Annotated in this window: 15 protein-coding genes; 13 read left to right on the top strand and 2 right to left on the bottom strand. The window is 44.8% G+C overall.

The features are described 5' to 3' along the window. Positions 1 to 17: 17 nt before the first annotated feature. The 5 genes from uxuA to K339_RS0116965 all read left to right on the top strand — a co-directional run bounded on the left by uxuA (position 18) and on the right by K339_RS0116965 (position 6639). The gene (uxuA, locus tag K339_RS0116985; protein WP_028524665.1) at positions 18 to 1205 is read left to right on the top strand and encodes a mannonate dehydratase; all 1188 of its coding nucleotides are present in this window, start codon (positions 18 to 20) and stop codon (positions 1203 to 1205) included. Between the two features lie 130 nt (positions 1206 to 1335). After that, a complete protein-coding gene (locus tag K339_RS0116980) occupies positions 1336 to 2244 on the top strand; it encodes a helix-turn-helix domain-containing protein (protein WP_028524664.1) in 909 nt (302 codons plus the stop codon). 92 nt (positions 2245 to 2336) lie between these two features. After that, entirely contained in the window at positions 2337 to 3905 is a 1569-nt protein-coding gene (locus K339_RS0116975) for a GDSL-type esterase/lipase family protein (protein ID WP_028524663.1), read from the top strand. A gap of 563 nt (positions 3906 to 4468) precedes the next feature. Further along, entirely contained in the window at positions 4469 to 5428 is a 960-nt protein-coding gene (locus K339_RS0116970; RefSeq protein WP_229598757.1) for a VOC family protein, read from the top strand. An 80-nt stretch (positions 5429 to 5508) separates the two neighbouring features. Then, positions 5509 to 6639: an alpha/beta hydrolase family protein gene (locus K339_RS0116965; RefSeq protein ID WP_028524661.1), complete on the top strand. Its 1131-nt coding sequence runs from the start codon at positions 5509 to 5511 to the stop codon at positions 6637 to 6639. A gap of 14 nt (positions 6640 to 6653) precedes the next feature. Here K339_RS0116965 and K339_RS36710 read toward each other — a convergent pair whose 3' ends face one another. Next, positions 6654 to 7070: an HNH endonuclease gene (locus K339_RS36710; RefSeq protein WP_037300838.1), complete on the bottom strand. Its 417-nt coding sequence runs from the start codon at positions 7068 to 7070 to the stop codon at positions 6654 to 6656. Further along, entirely contained in the window at positions 7067 to 7309 is a 243-nt protein-coding gene (locus K339_RS33970; RefSeq protein WP_051398066.1) for a hypothetical protein, read from the bottom strand. The genes K339_RS36710 and K339_RS33970 overlap by 4 nt, the downstream gene beginning before the upstream one ends. Positions 7310 to 7361: 52 nt before the next feature. On the opposite strand from K339_RS33970, the gene hisD reads away from it, so the two are divergent. The 8 genes from hisD to K339_RS0116905 all read left to right on the top strand — a co-directional run bounded on the left by hisD (position 7362) and on the right by K339_RS0116905 (position 17549). Continuing rightward, positions 7362 to 8660, top strand: a complete 1299-nt coding sequence (hisD, locus tag K339_RS0116950; protein WP_028524659.1) for a histidinol dehydrogenase — start codon at positions 7362 to 7364, stop codon at positions 8658 to 8660. 8 nt (positions 8661 to 8668) lie between these two features. Continuing rightward, entirely contained in the window at positions 8669 to 9508 is an 840-nt protein-coding gene (locus K339_RS0116945) for an SDR family NAD(P)-dependent oxidoreductase (RefSeq protein ID WP_084332242.1), read from the top strand. Positions 9509 to 9527: 19 nt separating this feature from the next. Continuing rightward, on the top strand, positions 9528 to 10283 hold the full coding sequence (locus K339_RS0116940; RefSeq protein ID WP_028524657.1) for a cyclase family protein: 756 nt from the start codon (positions 9528 to 9530) through the stop codon (positions 10281 to 10283). Between the two features lie 57 nt (positions 10284 to 10340). After that, positions 10341 to 11501, top strand: a complete 1161-nt coding sequence (locus tag K339_RS0116935; RefSeq protein WP_051398065.1) for an FAD-dependent monooxygenase — start codon at positions 10341 to 10343, stop codon at positions 11499 to 11501. Between the two features lie 87 nt (positions 11502 to 11588). Then, positions 11589 to 12545: a fumarylacetoacetate hydrolase family protein gene (locus tag K339_RS0116930; RefSeq protein ID WP_028524655.1), complete on the top strand. Its 957-nt coding sequence runs from the start codon at positions 11589 to 11591 to the stop codon at positions 12543 to 12545. 160 nt (positions 12546 to 12705) lie between these two features. Further along, positions 12706 to 13845: an esterase gene (locus tag K339_RS0116920; RefSeq protein WP_028524654.1), complete on the top strand. Its 1140-nt coding sequence runs from the start codon at positions 12706 to 12708 to the stop codon at positions 13843 to 13845. A 381-nt stretch (positions 13846 to 14226) separates the two neighbouring features. Next, entirely contained in the window at positions 14227 to 15129 is a 903-nt protein-coding gene (locus K339_RS0116910) for an alpha/beta hydrolase (RefSeq protein WP_028524652.1), read from the top strand. Positions 15130 to 15158: 29 nt separating this feature from the next. Further along, entirely contained in the window at positions 15159 to 17549 is a 2391-nt protein-coding gene (locus K339_RS0116905) for an alpha-L-rhamnosidase-related protein (protein ID WP_028524651.1), read from the top strand. The last annotated feature ends 11 nt before the right edge of the window (positions 17550 to 17560 follow it).

Here is a 17560-nt window from a genome sequence, read left to right as displayed (position 1 = left end):
TTGTACTAAAATTAATTATGGCATTAGAACAAACATGGCGCTGGTACGGCCCCAAAGACCCCGTAAGTCTCTGGGACGTTCGTCAGGCGGGAGCAACGGGCGTGGTGAACGCATTGCACCACATTCCGAATGGCCAAGTGTGGACCATCGCTGAAATCGAAAAAAGAAAGGCTGAAATTGAAGCCGTGGGCTTGACGTGGTCGGTGGTAGAAAGTGTACCTGTTCACGAAGACATCAAAAAAGCAACGGGGAACTATAAACAGTACATCGAAAACTACAAAGAAAGCTTGTCCAATTTGGCGGCTTGTGGCATAGACACAGTTTGTTATAATTTTATGCCTGTCTTGGATTGGACGCGCACCGATTTGGATTTTCGTTTACCCGATGGTTCAACAGCTTTGCGGTTTGATATGACCGAATTTTGTGCGTTTGAAACCTATATTCTGAAACGTCCCAATGCCGAAAAAAGCTATTCGGAAGCCCAATTACAGAAAGCAAAAAGCTGGATTGACAATGCTTCGGAAGCTTCGGTTCAAAAACTAATCCGAAACATCATTGCGGGCTTGCCAGGAAGTGAAGAAAGTTTTACGGTAGAGGAGTTTGCGGAAGTATTGAAGTCGTACGACAACGTGGATGATACCGCCCTTCGCACCAATTTATACAACTTTTTGAAGGAAATTACCCCTGTTGCTGAAGACGCAGGCGTGTTGTTGGCCATTCACCCCGATGATCCTCCGTACCCAATTTTGGGACTTCCTCGGGTAGTCAGTACCGAAGCGGATGCGCAACAGCTGTTGAAAGCCTACGAAAGTAAGCACAATGGTCTTTGTTTTTGTACGGGAAGTTACGGCGTGCGGGCTGACAACGATTTGGTAGGCATGGTCGAACGTATGGGAAATCGCATCAATTTTGTGCATTTACGGGCTACCACGCGCGATGCAGAAGGTAATTTTTATGAGGCGGATCACCTAACGGGCGATGTGGACATGTACGGCGTAATGAAGGCGTTGGTGACCGAACAACGACGTCGGATTGCTGAAAATCGTCCCGATTACCGTTTGCCTTTCCGTCCCGACCACGGGCACCGTATGTTGGACGATTTGAATCCCAACAAAAAAACTAATCCAGGTTATACGGCGATAGGCCGTCTTCGTGGCTTGGCAGAGCTTCGTGGGTTGGAATTGGGGATTGAAAGAAGTCTATAAGTTGCTCCATCTGTGCTTTCTGTGGGAATTTAATCTGTGTGACTCTGTGCGAAAATAAATAATCACACAGAGTTACACAGATTAAATTCCCACAGAAACCCGCAGATAAATTATTAAACCTTGCACCTTTTTGAAAACCGATGCAGTCCCTATTCTAAACCCCTTTGAAATGGGGCAGCTCCATTTTGAGGAGCATTTGGCGTGGCAGTCGTTGTTTGCGCCAACGCATCACTATTTTCACATCAATCGGCTCGAAGATTACAAAGACATGATGCGGTTTCCGTTGCCACCGCATCGAAAAGTGGTATATGATTTTGTGTTTTTGACGGAAGGGCAAAGCGTGCGTAGCAAAGGACTCGATAGCTTCGAATTTGTGGCGAATACTTTTTTCTTTTTGCCCGCTTACCAAATCACCACTCACAAGTCGATGAGTGCCGACGCGCGAGGGTTCTACTGTCACTTCGACCTTGATTTATTGACCAAAAATATCCACCACAAAGAAATTTTACAGGATTTTCCTTTCCTTCAATTTATTGGAAATCCGTTGGTGTCTGTTGATGGAGCAACCAGAGAAACCATCCTATTTTTGCTCCAACGCCTCGAAAAAGAGTACCAAAAGCCCGAAAAACCTGATTTTAGACTTGCACAATTGTATTTGTTGGCATTGATGACCGAAATAAAACCCTTTGTCGTGGCTGATAAAAAGGTGAAAATCAATGCGGCATCGCAAATAACCGAGCGTTATAAAAATGCGTTGGAACAATTTATTTACCAAAAGCAAAAAATCACAGATTTTGCCGAAATCCTAGCCGTGACGCCCAATCACCTCAATAAATGTGTCAAGGCAACGACGGGCAAATCGGCGCATGAGCTGTTGGACGATATGCTTTTGCTGGAAGCCAAAGTGCTTCTAAAACAAACAACGCTGCCCATTGCTGACGTGGCGCTTCGTATAGGCAAAAGCGAACTCAGTGATTTTGGGCGATTTTTTAAACAGAAAACAAGCTTTACCCCCAGTGAATACCGCAAAATGGATTGATTTGGATTCGTTTTTTGCCACATAGAACATAGTAGTTTTACTTCGGTGCCCTATGTGTTTACTAACCAGCTCTTAACCAAAATTGATACACAATGAAAAAAGCTTTCTTAATCGTTGCCGCTTTACTTTTAGGAGCGAGCCTCGAAAGCCAAGCGCAGCAGGTCATTCCGTTGTATGAAGGCAAAGCCCCAGGTTCCGAAAACTGGACGTGGACTGAAAAAGAATACGCTAATAATGGATCTAAAAATCGGGTGATTTACAATGTCGTTCAACCGACCTTAACAGTCTATTTACCAAAGCCAGAAATGGCTACAGGAACGGCCATCATTGTGGCTCCTGGCGGAGCGTTTCATATTTTATCCATTGATAACGAAGGTATTGAGGTAGCCAAGTGGCTAAATTCCAAAGGAATTGCGGCGTTTGTGTTGAAATACCGATTGGTACGAAGCATGACTGATAATCCTGTGGCCGAACTGATGCCAAAAATGCAGGATTTTAAGAAACTAGACGAAATCAATGCTCCCGTGGTAGAAATGGCCGTGGCCGATGGTAAAAAAGCCATTGAGTACGTTCGGAGTCATGCCAAAGAGCTTGATATTTTGCCCAATCAAATCGGAATTATGGGCTTCTCGGCGGGTGGTGCACTGACTTTGGGGGTAGCGTTAAGTTATACCGCCGCCAATCGCCCCGATTTTATTGCGCCGATTTATCCTAAAACTGATATTTTTGGCCCGCTTAAAGTCCCCGCCGACGCGCCGCCCGCGTGGGTTTGTGCCGCTTCCGACGATCAATTGGGCTTTGCTCCGCACGCAACGGCATTGTACGATGCTTGGATTGGCGCAAAAAAAATCGCAGAATTACACATGTATCAAAAAGGAGGACACGGCTTTGGCATGAATAAACAAAAAATACCGACCGATACGTGGTACGAGCGTTTTGGAGAATGGATGAAATTGCAGGGTTTGTTGAAAAAACTTCGTCCATCTGCATTGGAATTGAAATATTCGGAAGAGCAAATTGCGAATTTTGAACGCAATGATTGGGCTAATTTCAGTCGCTACAGTGAGGCCAATAAAAAGCTGCCAGCACCCAAAGATGGTGAAAATCGGGTCGTATTTTTGGGAAATTCCATTACGCAAGGTTGGGTAAACAAACAACCTGATTTTTTTGCCAAAGGCAATTACATCGGTCGAGGGATTAGCGGACAAACATCTCCCCAAGCGTTACTTCGTTTTCGCCCTGATGTGGTGGACTTGAAGCCTAAAGTGGTGGTAATCAATATTGGTATCAATGACATTGCTGAAAATACAGGCCCGTATAACCCCGATTTTACATTAGGAAATATTGCGTCGATGGTCGAAATTGCCAAAGCCAACGGCATCAAAGTTGTGTTGGCGTCGGTACATCCTGCTTATGAGTTTCCTTGGCGGAAAGACATCAGCGACGTTCCCAACAAAATCATTCGTTTCAACGAACGACTCAAGCAGTACGCTCAGTCGCAAGGAGTTGTTTACCTCGATTACCACAGTGCCATGAAGGACAGCCGAAATGGCATGGCACCCGATATTGCCGAAGACGGCGTTCATCCAACTTTGAAAGGATACCAAATAATGGCGCCATTAGCGGAAGCAGCAATTGCCACCGCTTTAAAAGGCAAGTAAAACGTGCAGGAGGTTTCTCAAAACCTCCTTTTTTGTGTTAAAGCACCGAAAATTGAAATCAGTGAGCGTGCAGGAGGTTTCTCAAAACCCCCTTTTTGTGTAAAGGCATCGAAAATTGAAATCAGCGAGCGTGCGAGGCTGTCTCAAAAGTTTTTGTCACCAAATTATCTTCGGCACCTATTCAACCTCACGGCAGCGGCCGACCGTCCCCTAAATCCCCCTCTCCTTTCAGTAGAGGGGGACTTTTAGAGCCCTTCTCCAGAAAGGAGAAGGGTTGGGATGAGGTTAAAACCAAAGAATATTTTGTGACCTATTACTTTTGAGACAGCCTCTTTTTTGTGCAAAGGCATAAAAATTAATATAAAATTAGAATTATTAGAGGACAAAGCTAAAAAATGGATTGATTTTGTAGAATAGTTGCGTCTTTTAGATTAACCACCACAACGTTAAATGTTGAATTTTTGCATTAAAAAATAGGATTATCGCTTTGGCGGTCTTATTGAACTAGTATTCAACTTAAAATACATACGTTAGTGGCAAAGAACCCGCATTTCCTTTCGCAAATGGCCCACATAGAGGTGCTAACAACCGACCTTGAAAAATCGGTTTACTTCTTCCGAGACGTTGTTGGCATGGACGAGACAGGGCGTGAAGAAAACTCAGTGTACCTCCGTGCTTGGGGTGATTATTTTCATCATACATTAAAATTAACCCAAAGCGAGCAATCAGGTTTGGGGCACATTGGATGGCGGGCCGATAGCGCCGAAGCATTGGAAGAATGTGTAGCGCATTTGGAAAGCTTGGGAGCGGGTAGAGGCTGGGTAGATGGGGATTTAGGCCACGGGAAAGCCTACCGTTTTCAATCGCCCGATGGACACACCCACGAGGTATTTTGGGACGTAGTATGGCTTCGTGAAACGGGCGAACGCGGTAGTGTGTACGCTGACCGTTATGCAAGCAATCGTCTAAAAGGAGCCAATCCCCGCCGTTTTGACCACGTAACGTATATGGTAGCCAAAGGTAAGTATGCCGCTGAAAAAGCATTTTGGCAAACTTTTGGACTCAAAAATCCCGATGAAATACGCATTGCGGACGAAATACCACCCGTCGGTGGATTGTGGACCATTGGAAACCTCTCGCACGACATCGCCGTCTTTACTGACCCTAATATCGGTGAAAATGAGGGAGTTTTGAACCACATTTGTTGGAACGTCGATAGCCGTGAAGAGGTACTTTTGGCATTGGATTATTTCATCGAAAAAGGCTTCAAGAGTGTGATGGGAGCACCCACGCGCCATAAGGCCGACGAAGGTTTCTTCATTTACATTCAAGATCCAGGCAGCGGTGTTTTATTTGAATACTATGCGTGTGCACGTTTGGTATTTGCGCCTGATCATCAGGATGTTCACTACTTGAAAGATAATCCAAATGATGCGTGGGGAAGCGTAAATCCATTTGCAGAAATGGCCAAAGGAAAAAAACTCGGCCTCACCGATGGACAAGTAAAACCAGTTGATATTTAATGTAGTGATAAGTGATGAGAGTAAAGAGATAAGTGTTCCTTACCCCCTCATCACTCATATTTCATAACTCATCTCTCAAAATGTGGCATTATTTTCCTGGGCAGTACATGCCCTCATATCAAGTCAATCGTGCATTAACCCAGGCCCATTACGGGGGCGGGGAGTTTGCTGAAATTTTAGAAGTAGCGAGCGAAATCGACCCGCTCGACCGTGAAAGTTTTAACCGTGCGTGGGTAAAAATGGGCGATAAAGTCTATGACAAAGCAGAAGCCTATGCACAGGCCAACCAGCGCGTGTCGGCGCGGCGTACCTACTTGCGGGCTTTTAATTATTTGCGTACTGCGGAGTTTTTTATGACCCTGCACGACGAACGTAAAATTCCTTATTACCTCAAATGCCGTGATGCGTTTATCAAAGCCATTGATTTGTTCGATGAACGACCAATAACGGTTGATATTCCGTTTGAAGGCTCAACCCTTCCTGCCTATCTTTTTCTTCCAAATAATTCTCCCCATCGGGGGGCAGGGGGCCATCCGCCAGTAGTAGTAATGTTTGGAGGTTTGGATAGCTTGGCTGAGGAACTGTATTTCGGAATTGCCCAGCACCTCAACGAACGCGGTATCGCTATGATGGCCGTTGATGGCCCTGGACAAGGAGCGGCTTTGCGCTTGAATCACATTCATACTCGCTATGATTATAATGTGGCTGGGACGGCAGTGTTGGACTATATTATTGAAAATCTCGGCGAGCATGTCGATACCTCTCGGGTAGGGGTTGGGGCTGTTTCGATGGGAGGCTACATGGCGGCGCGCTGTGCGGCGTTTGAGCCTCGTTTTAAGGTGTGTATGATTTTTGGCGCGGTTTGGTCGTACTACGATATTTGGAAAAACCGCCCTGACAATCACCCATTGGCCGAAATTGTCCAACACATCGTGGGAGCCGACAACATGATAGAAGCGCGCGAGCGTCTCAAATACTTTACGTTAGAAGGGGTGGCTGAGAAAATTCAGTGCCCTACCTACATACTTCACGGAGAAGACGACCGTCAAAATTTTGTGGAAAATGCGTACAAAGTTAACGACGCCCTGACGTGCGAGCACGTGATGGAGATTGTTCCGAAGGAAGAAAGTGGCTCCGCTCACTGCTCCGTGGACGATTTTACGAAGACGTTTAACATGTACGATTGGATTGAGAAGAAGATAAAAGAATAATCGAGTGAGGTACTTTACGGAGCAGGGTACATTCCGATTTCAATAAGATTTGCTCGAAGAATAACTCGTTCAGTCTGATTGAAATGCAAAATGATAACAGTTGCTTTGCCAATTTCGGTTACGCCTACGATTTCGCCATTGATCAGCTGGAAATGGTCATACCAAGTGTCGGTTCGAGGGTTAAAAAATCGGATAAGCTGTTCGCTTTCACCGATAAAAGTAGCGACATCACTGCCTTTGTTTTGGTTGCAATGGGGGCAAGTATAAGCGAGATTTTCGATCGTGGTTTTTCCTCCATGTTTTTGACTACGAATATGGTCAATGTGAAAAGTAGTGGCAAGAAAGAATTCTGGAATGAGGCAGTATTCACACTTAAAACCAGCACGAAGTGACACTTCTTTACGTAGTCTTTCAGAAATTCTCGTAGTCACGATTGCTGTAAATGTTTGTACGCACGGGCTTTAGCTAAACCAATAAGAAGGTCGTAGGTGAGGTATTTCTCCAATTCTTCGGACTCTTCTAGCGAAAGAGGTACCTGTTTTTTCTTTTCAACTAACTGTTCGATTCTGCGTTGGATTGTTGGTGAAAATTTAAAATGAAGAATCTGAGCAGGCATAGCGTCTGCAATGAGGGTTGCAAGTTGGTCTTGTGCTGAAATCGATGCAGTCATGTGCAATCAAGTTTTTAGTAAAGATAGTAAAGCCTATCATAAAAATAAAGGGATGATACAACAAATCAAAAAAGGAATTACCTACGCCGAAAGTAAAGAGGCAGATTTAAAAGTACGGGCATTGGTGGAAGAGATGCTGGAGAATGTAGCTCAAAACGGTGACAATGCCGTTAGAGACTATTCCTCAAAACTAGATAACTGGTCGCCCGAAAGTTTTAGACTTTCCAAAGAAGCTATTCAGGCGATTGTGGCGTCGTTGCCCGAACAGGTGATTGAAGACATTAAGTTTGCCCAAACCCAAATTCGGAATTTTGCCCAAATTCAGCGTGAATCCATTCGTGATGTGGAGGTAGAGACCCTTCCTGGCGTTATTTTAGGCCATAAAAATATCCCTGTCAACTCGGTGGGGTGCTACGTACCAGGCGGACGCTATCCAATGGTTGCTTCGGCGCACATGAGTGTACTCACGGCTAAGGTAGCAGGAGTACAGCGCGTCATTGCGTGTACACCACCCATCAAAGGAGAAATTCCTGCCGCTACCGTCGCAGCGATGTACATGGCAGGGGCCGACGAAATTTACTTGTTGGGTGGGGTACAAGCCATTGCAATGATGGCGCTTGGTACGGAGTCGGTACGGCCAGTAGATATGCTCGTAGGCCCAGGAAATGCCTACGTGGCAGAGGCAAAACGTCAATTGTTTGGTAAAGTAGGCATTGATCTTTTTGCTGGACCAACCGAAACATTGGTCATTGCGGACGATACCACCGATGTCGAAACCTGTGCCACCGATTTGCTTGGACAGGCAGAACACGGCCCTACGTCACCTGCGGTGTTGCTTACTACTAGCAAAACCATCGCCGAAGGCATTGAAGCCGAAATTCAGCGGCAACTGGCGGTTTTACCAACGGCTGATATTGCCAGTGTTTCATGGCGAGATTACGGACAAGTGATTCTGTGTGACACTGTTGACGAGTTAGTGGCCGAAGCCGACCGCATCGCTAGTGAACACGTGCAAGTGATGACTGAAAACCCGCGTTATTTCTTGGAAAAAATGACCAACTATGGTGGTTTGTTTTTAGGCGATAAAACCAACGTTGCTTATGGCGATAAAGTCATTGGCACCAATCATACATTACCTACCAAAGAAGCAGCTCGTTACACAGGCGGACTCTGGGTAGGCAAGTTTCTCAAAACTTGTACCTACCAAGAGATCCGCACGCCAGAGGCCAGCGCATTGATTGGGGAATATTGCTCCCGACTTTGCGCCATCGAAAACTTTTGGGGCCACAAAGAACAAGCCGATTTGCGAGTGAGGAAATACAGCCCCCTAACCCCCAATGGGGGAATTTAGAGACAAATATGGATAAACTAATAGAAAGCATTGAAAAAATAGCTCCCCCATCGGGGGCGGGGGGGGCTGGAACTGTTCTCGTCACAGGCGGCGCGGGAGAGATAGGTTCGGCCATTTGTAAAACGTTTGCTGAAAATGGCTATTCAGTGATTGCTACGTACAACAGTAATTCTGTAAAAGCTGAGAGGCTACTAGCTGAGTTGAATGTAATTTCTGAGTCTAAAACTCAACACTCATCGTTCATCACTCAACACTCAATTTTCCACGCCCCAACCACCGATGCTCAAAAAGTAGAAGAATTGAAAGCATTTGTGGCCGAAAAGTATGGAAAATTAGATGTATTGGTCAATAATGCGGGCATCACAACCCCCGTACCGCACGAAGATTTGGAAGGCTTGACCGACGGATGGATTGATAAAATCATGCAAACAAATTTCCGAGGTTCGTTTGCGATGTGCAGGGCGATGAAAGAGGTATTAGAAAACTCATCACTCATCGCTAATCACTCATCGTTGATAGTCAATATCTCCTCCATTGCAGGTATTTATGGCATCGGAAGCAATGTAGCCTATTGTGCCTCCAAAGCGGCGATTGATTCCATGACGCGTTCGTTGGCAAGGGCTTTAGCACCTAAAATCAGGGTAGTGTCTGTTTCGCCAGGGTTTGTTGAAGGAGAATATACCAAAAATTTTGACCAACAATTCCTGCAAAATCAACGAGATAATACGCCATTGGGGCGTTTTGCAACGGGGAGCGACGTGGCTCAGGCTGTGTTTGCCTTGGCTACCTCGCTTACGTTTACTACGGGTACAATTCTGACCGTTGATGGCGGTCGATTATTAAAATAAATTACATAAATATCACAAAATGAAAATCATAGACCTGTCAGTAACTATTTCAGAAAAGATAAAAGAGCCGCTCCCAACCAAAATTGTGTACGAAGATCACAAAGAAGGAGCAAAAAAAATGGGTGGTAAATTATTTGAAGGCTTGACCGATGTGTTTATCGATGGAAATGGCCCTGCGGGTGAATTTTTAACCGTAACGAGTCATTGTGGCACACACGTCGATGCACCTTACCATTATTTTCCAACTTCTGAGGGAAAACCAGCCCGCACGATTGATGAAATGCCATTAGAATGGTTTTTTCAAGATGGCGTTGTGCTTGACTTTACTGACAAACCCGATGGCTATATGTTTGAGCCAGAGGATTTACAAGAGAAATTAGATGCTATTGGCTATACATTGAAGCCATTGGATATTGTCTTGATTCGTTGTGATGCCGATAAGCGTATTCATGACGATGATTTTGTAAAAATCCACGTGGGAGCATCGGCAAAAGCTACGCACTGGCTCATTGACCAAGGCATTAAAGTAATGGGAACAGACGGTTGGGGTTGGGATATTCCATTGCATATTCAAGCCGCAGATTTCAGAGAGAATCCTCGCCCAGGTATTATTTGGCAAGCGCATTATGTAGGCATCGAAAAAGAATATTGTCAAATCGAAAAGCTTGCAAATCTCGACCAATTGCCGCCGTTTGGTTTCAAAGTGGCTTGTTTCCCTGCCAAAATCGAAAAAGCAAGTGCTGGTTGGACCAGAGCGGTAGCGATTTACTCATAAATCATCACTCAAAATGATTCTCAACCTCTTTTGACCTAATCAACCTTAATTGAAAATATGGAAAATAACATAAACTCCCCCATCGGGGGGCGGGGGGCTATATTGGTAGTCGGAGCTGGTATCGGAGGACAGTCGGCGGCTATCGGTCTGAAAAAGGCAGGTTTTGAAGTAGATGTTGTCGAAATCCATAAAGAATTTAATGTTTATGGGGTAGGTATCATTCAGCAAGCCAATGCCCTTCGTGCCTTAGATGCCATTGGCGTAGCCGACGAGGCTATGCGTAGAGGCTCGCCTTACGGAAAAGTAAAACTTTGTTTGCCACATGGCGTACAAATCGGTGAGGCTGGAACGCCACCCATCGGTCGTTTTCCGAGCCACAATGGCATTTCTCGCAAAATTTTGCACGACGTACTTTTTGAGGAAGCCCAAAAAGTAGGCTTGAAATATCGCATGGGAGTGACCGTTGAATCAATTGATAATCAGCCTGATGCTGCTAAGGTAGCTTTTACGGATGGTACTTCTGCTACCTACGATATTGTCATCGCCGCCGACGGAGTCAACTCAAAAGTACGTAAGCTCATCTTTGGCGATTTTAAATCTACTTACGTAGGGCTATCTGTTTGGCGCTATGCCTTCAAACGACCCGCGAGTTTGGATACGGGTTATATTTTCTTTAATAAAAAACACAAGCTGGGAGTTATCCCAATGACGGCCGAAAAGTGCTATATTTTTGTCAATTCGGCGGAGGGAGATAACCCAAACATCCCTGAAGACCAATTGGTTGAGAAGCTGAAAAGCTACATGGCGGCTTATCCGATTCCGATGGTGCAAGAGCTTATACCCCAAGTAACAGAGGCTAAATTGGTCAATTATCGTACGCTTGAAACCCTCAAAATGCCTGCACCTTGGTACAAAAATCGCGTCGTGGTGTTGGGAGATGCCGCGCACACAACCATTCCGCAATTGGGATCGGGCGCGGCCTTGGCCATCGAAGACGCAGTGGTTTTGATTGAAGAACTGCAAAAGGAAGGTTCAGTAGAAGAAGTCTTTGAACGATACATGACCCGTCGCTATAATCGCTGCAAAATGGTGGTAGATGTTTCGGAGACCTTGGGAGCTTGGGAATTGCTCGAATACAATGACCAGCCACTACCAGAAGGGGCAAACATGGGTATGCTCATGGGCAAAACAGGCATGGCGTTGACTCAAGAAATTTAACCCCTGACCCCCGATGGGGGAATATCAATATAGTTTAAATTAAAAAAAAACAATAAAATAAAGTCCCCATCGGGGATTTAGGGGCTTATGAAACTAATCACATTTTTAAATAAAAGCCAAGAATCACGCATTGGCTGGCTTGTGGGAGAAAACGTAGTAGATATGCAGTTGGCGAGTCCTCAATTGCCGACAGATATGCTCACTTTTATTGATAACCACGAAATTTATTCCGAAATTATTCAATCCTTAGGCGATGTAGCACCGCATTATTCGTTGGCTGATGTGCAACTTTTAGCGCCGCTGCCCAACCCACGGAGTTTTCGCGATTACATTGGGTTTGAGATGCACATGCAAAATGCTTCTCGTTCGTTTGGGCATAAAATTGGGCTAGCTTGGTACGATATGCCCATTTTCTATTTTACCAATCACCAGGCTATTTATGGCCCTGAGGCCGAAATCAAACGCCCAACCAAGGAGACGAAGCTCGATATTGAGTTAGAATTAGCGTGTATCATTGGCAAAAAAGGGAAAGACATCAAAGCTGCGGATGCTCGTCCGTATATTTTTGGTTATACGATTTTCAACGATTGGACAGCCCGTGCAATCCAAAAAGTTGAGATGGAAATTCCGTTGGGGCCGCACAAAGGCAAAGATTTTGCCAATGCGATTGGCCCTTACATTGTCACAGCCGACGAAATGGAGCAATACCGCGTTCCGTTTGACCCCACGGTTTTTCAAGAACCCATCAGCGTACCAAAAGTAGCAGGTGATAGACTGAACCTGACAATGACGTCTCGTATCAACGGTCAGACGGTGTGTGAAGGAAATTACAAAACATCATACTATAATTTTGAGCAAATGATTGAGCGCGCTTCCGAAAACAACGTAACCCTCATGCCAGGCGATATTCTTGGCTCAGGAACACTCGGTTGGGGAAGTTTGATTGAAAACAATTTTAGCGTTCATCGTTCCCTCGAACCTGGTGATGTCGTAGAACTGGAAATTGAAGGGATTGGTATTTTGAGAAATAAAGTAGTGGCCTAATCGCGCGCAGTGGTAATTTTTGAAGGGTAACTGTTGTGATGAAAGTGATTGATTTTGCATAAACTTCCTCTTTTTTTGCCCATTTTTCTTGCTTATGTTAAATTAGCTTTGTGTAAAAATATATTGAAATAATGCCAAAGTTTAACTCTTATAAAAAGCAATGAAAAAAATAACGTTTGCCTTTGTCACGCTTGCAGTTACCACTTCTGTTTTTGCTCAATTTCCGCAGCGCCCGCCAACCCCCAACGATACATTGAAGTCGGTGAGGCAGTTGGCTGATGGAAAGGTAAAATTCAGTATCTATGCCCCCAAAGCCTCTGAAGTAACCGTTTCTGGCGACTTTCCAAATGGCTTTCCTGCCGCTAAATTGCAAAAAGACGAAGTAGGTGTGTGGTCGTTTACGACGGCAACGCGCGTGTCCCCTAATGTCTATACGTACGATTTTAACGTGGATGGATTGAAGGTATTTGACCCCAAAAATGCCCAGTACAAAGAATCAAACAGTGGTTTTTCAAACCTTTTTGAAGTAAAGGGGGCTGAAAATGATTTCCAAACGCTCAAAGACGTACCGCACGGGAAAATTGAAAAAGTGCTTTATAAATCAACGGCTTTAGAGGGAGCTTCGCGCCGTTTGCACGTGTATTTACCCCCCAACTACGACGAAATTAGCAAGAAAGAAAAACTGCCCGTGTTGTATTTATTTCACGGCGGAGGCGATAACGATGCTTCTTGGACGACGATAGGGCGGGCCAATTTGATTTTGGACAACCTCTACGCCCAAGGAAAACTCAAGCCAATGATTGTAGTCATGCCCGCAGGACATACGCACATTCAAGGATTTTTTATGGGGGCAGGTGCGCAGCAAGATCCTTTCTGCCGTGACATGATTCAAGACGTGATTCCTTTTGTGGAAAAAACGTACCCCGTTTCTAATAAGCGCGAACACCGCGCCATCGCAGGGCTTTCGATGGGAGGCATTCAGGCCATCAATTTAGCACTTTGGCATCCCGATTTGTTCTCGCAAGTTTTTCCGATGAGTACCGGCTATTTTCCCAATGCCATTGCCGAAATCAAAGAAAAATACGGAGATGTGATGCGTAATAAAACCATTAATTCTTTCAAAAACTTTAAGATTTATATGGGAGGTGAAGCCGACATCGCGTACCAAAATAACCTAAATATGATGAAGATGTTCGACGAGTTTGGCATCAAATATACCTACGAAAACGGCGTAGGGGCACATACTTTTTTGGCGTGGCGTCAAAATCTAAAAGACTTCGCCCCGCTGTTGTTTAAATGATAAATTGGCACATTTCTAGCGGGATTCCTTCCTGACATTATTGATCCCTCTACTTTCTTGTGGATTGCGGCAAGTTTGGCATTGGCAGGACTTGCTTTTTCAAAAAAACTGAAACTGAGGTAAATTTATTATTGTCTAAAATGGAGACAATAGCAGGCAAGTACAGGATGATTTCTGTATAAAAGGAGTATTTTTTTGTACTTATGAAAGTGCGCTTTTCGCATTTATTGAAAATTGGTGGATTCCGACCAAAAGCCCCATCGGGGCGGCCGTCGCTCGTGACATCTTTCCCCGAACGTTGGTGACCCCGATGAGGCTTTGTTTTTAATGCGTTCAATCTATCATTTTAGTAAAAAAGTGAATCCTAAATTTTTCTCTCCAATGAAAATCAAGTCGCTAGTTCTTGCTGCATTTTTACTATTTCAGGGGTTTTTGGCCAATGCCCAACAGGAAACCAACCGTGTGTTAAAACTTTTTCCCCAAGGAACGATTTTACACGGAAATATCCCATTCAATAACGATACCCTCAAAAAGCATTTATTAGATATTTATCTGCCCGCCAATGCTCCCAAAAACCTGCCGCTCGTAGTGCTGATTCACGGTGGCGGTTGGATTGGCAATGACAAAACCGCCGATATTGGTTACATGGGTAATACGGTTTCGGCTCTGATTAACAGTGGCATTGCCATTGCGTCCATAGATTATCGCTGGGCTACACAAGCTACTTTTCCTGCCCAAATCCAAGATTGTAACCGTGCTGTGTCTTTTTTGTATGATAATGCTGAAAAATATGGTTTGGATAAAAACCGAATCGCTTTGATGGGATTCTCCGCTGGGGGGCATTTGGCCTCTTTGCAAGGGTTGTCCAACAACAATAAAGTGGATGCTTTTTTTATGCCTAACACGTCAAAGAAGTTTAAGTTCAAAGCGGTAGTTGACTTTTACGGGCCTGCCGAGCTGATTCTTTTTCCTGGCGCCGACGATGCCAAGTCGCCCGAAGGATTGCTGATTGGGGCAGCTCCGATTGCGCGCCCTGATTTGGCCAAAATCGCAAGCCCCACAACCTACGTTGATAAAACCGACCCTCCATTTTTATTGATTCACGGCGAAAAAGACAACTTAGTTGCACCCCGTCATTCGCAGTTGTTGAGCAGTTGGCTAACGACCAATGGCGTTAAAAATGAGCTTATTATCGTAAAAGATGCGCCTCATTTTGGTAAAATGTTTGATGTGGAAGAAATCAAGAATAAAGTCGTAGCGTTTTTGACTGCCGAGTTGAAATGACTTGTAAGAACAATTACCTCCTGATAATTATGAAAAAGATAAAAGCCCTCATTTTATGCTTAGTTGTGTTAGTGACAACCCTTGCCCATGCGCAATTTGGCCCTCCAACGGGTGAGCCTGATGTCATCAACAAACGCTGGCATGCCCAGTGGATAGCTGTGCCAAATGCAAGCAATGATGGATATGGGGTCTATCTATTTCGCAAAACGATTGAGTTGGCTGCAAAACCCTCAAACTATAAAATTCACGTTTCGGGCGATAACCGCTACAAACTTTTTGTGAACGAAACACTGGTTTCGATGGGCCCTGCCCGTGGCGATATTGCTCATTGGAACTACGAAACGGTGGACATTGCGCCATATTTAAAAGCAGGAAAAAATATCGTTGCCGCCCAAGTGTGGAACGAGGGCGAATTTAAACCCGAGGCGCAGATAACGTACCGAACGGGTTTTATTCTTCAGGGAGCTACTTCTGCGGAGTCGGCGGTGAATACCAATAACACCTGGCTTTGTGAAAAAGACAACAGCTTTGCACCTTTGATTTTTAGAACGCGGGGCTACTATGTAGCTGGGGCGGGTGAGATTCGAAACATGGCTTTGAGTCCCAAAAATTGGCAAAGTGAAGGTTTTGACGATAAAAATTGGCAAAAAGCAAGACCCGTGGGGGGAGGAGTTCCCAAAAATATTTTAGGGGCTTTCGGTACGATGAGTGGCTGGATGCTCGTGCCGTCTATTATTCCTCAAATGGAACTGAAAGACGAAAGATTGGTCAAAGTCGTTAGTAACGAAGGTGTTACGGGGCTGTCTGCGGGTTTTCCTGCCCAAAAATCTGAGGTGACGATTCCTGCCAACTCAAAAGTAACCCTCATTTTAGACCAAAATTATTTGACGAATGCCTACCCAAATGTAGAATTTAGCGGGGGGAAATCGGCGAGTATTACATTGAGATACGCCGAGGCACTTTTTAAAAATACTTCAAAAGGCAATAGAAACGAAACCGCTGGTAAAACCTTTATTGGGCGGGCAGATAGCCTTGTTTCGGATGGAAGCCAACGCCAGAAATTTACCAGCCTTACTTACCGTACATATCGCTATGTTCAACTAAGCATTGTTACTCAAAATGAGGCAATTACCTTAAATGATATTTACGGTACATTTACGGGCTATCCTTTTCAGATGAACGCCCAACTGTCGGCCAATCAGCCCGAAATGGATAAAATGCTTGAAATTGGCTGGCGCACGGCTCGCCTTTGTGCCTATGAAACTTACATGGATTGCCCTTATTATGAGCAACTTCAATACATTGGAGATGGTAGAATTCAGGCATTGGTATCGCTTTATAATAGCGGCGACGACCGACTCGTAAAAAATGCCATCAATCTCATGGACTTTTCACGGACTCCTGAAGGTGTTACCCTGAGCCGACATCCTTCTTACACCCCTCAATTTATCCCGACGTTCTCGCTTTGGTACATTGGAATGTTGCAAGATTATGCTCGGTACGGGGCTGATATTGAATTTGTTAGAAATAAACTAAGTGGGACTCGGCAAATTTTGAGTTATTTCAAAAGCTACCAACAAGCCGACGGTTCACTAAAAAATACCCCGCAGTGGATGTTTACCGATTGGGTGGACAATTTCAAGGAGTGGAAAGCAGGTATAGGCCCTATGAGTGCCAATGGTACTTCGGCGGTACTTGATTTTCAGTTACTTTGGGCGTATCAGGTAGCGGCAGACTTGGAAACAAAACTCGGAAATACGGCCTTCGCTGCGCAATACCAACAGGAAATAACTACTCTAAAAAAGACCATCAGGACCAAATACTGGGACAGTGCCAAAACGCTTTTTGCCGACCGAGAAGAAAAAGATGAGTTTTCGCAACATACCAATTCGCTGGCTATTCTGACGGGAATGGCCACTAGCGAAGAAGCAAAACAAATTGCCCAATCACTGACCACCAATAACCAGCTCGCCCCTGCCTCTATCTATTTCAAATATTATTTGCACCAAGCATTGATCAAAGCGGGAAAAGGCAATGACTATTTGAAATGGCTCGATAAATGGCGTGAAAATATTCAAATGGGACTCACAACTTGGGCAGAAACCTCCGACGTGGACAAAACTCGTTCTGATTGCCACGCTTGGGGTTCGAGTCCTAACGTAGAGTTTTACAGAACTATTCTCGGGATTGATAGCGATGGTTTGGCCTTCTCAAAAGTGAAAATTCAGCCACATTTGGGTCAACTTACCAGCATCAGCGGAACGATGCCACATCCCAAAGGAAGCATTTCGGTGAGCTACAAACAAGAAAACAATAAGTGGAACGTGCAGATAACGCTTCCCAAAACGGTGACGGGGATGTTTGTCTGGGCGGGCAAAACGCTCAACCTCAAAGAGGGGCAAAATGAATTTAAACTTTAATCGCAGTCTTA

The organism is Runella limosa DSM 17973 (genome assembly GCF_000482465.1).
Lineage (GTDB): Bacteria > Bacteroidota > Bacteroidia > Cytophagales > Spirosomataceae > Runella > Runella limosa.
This window is presented reverse-complemented; position numbering and strand designations above follow the sequence as displayed.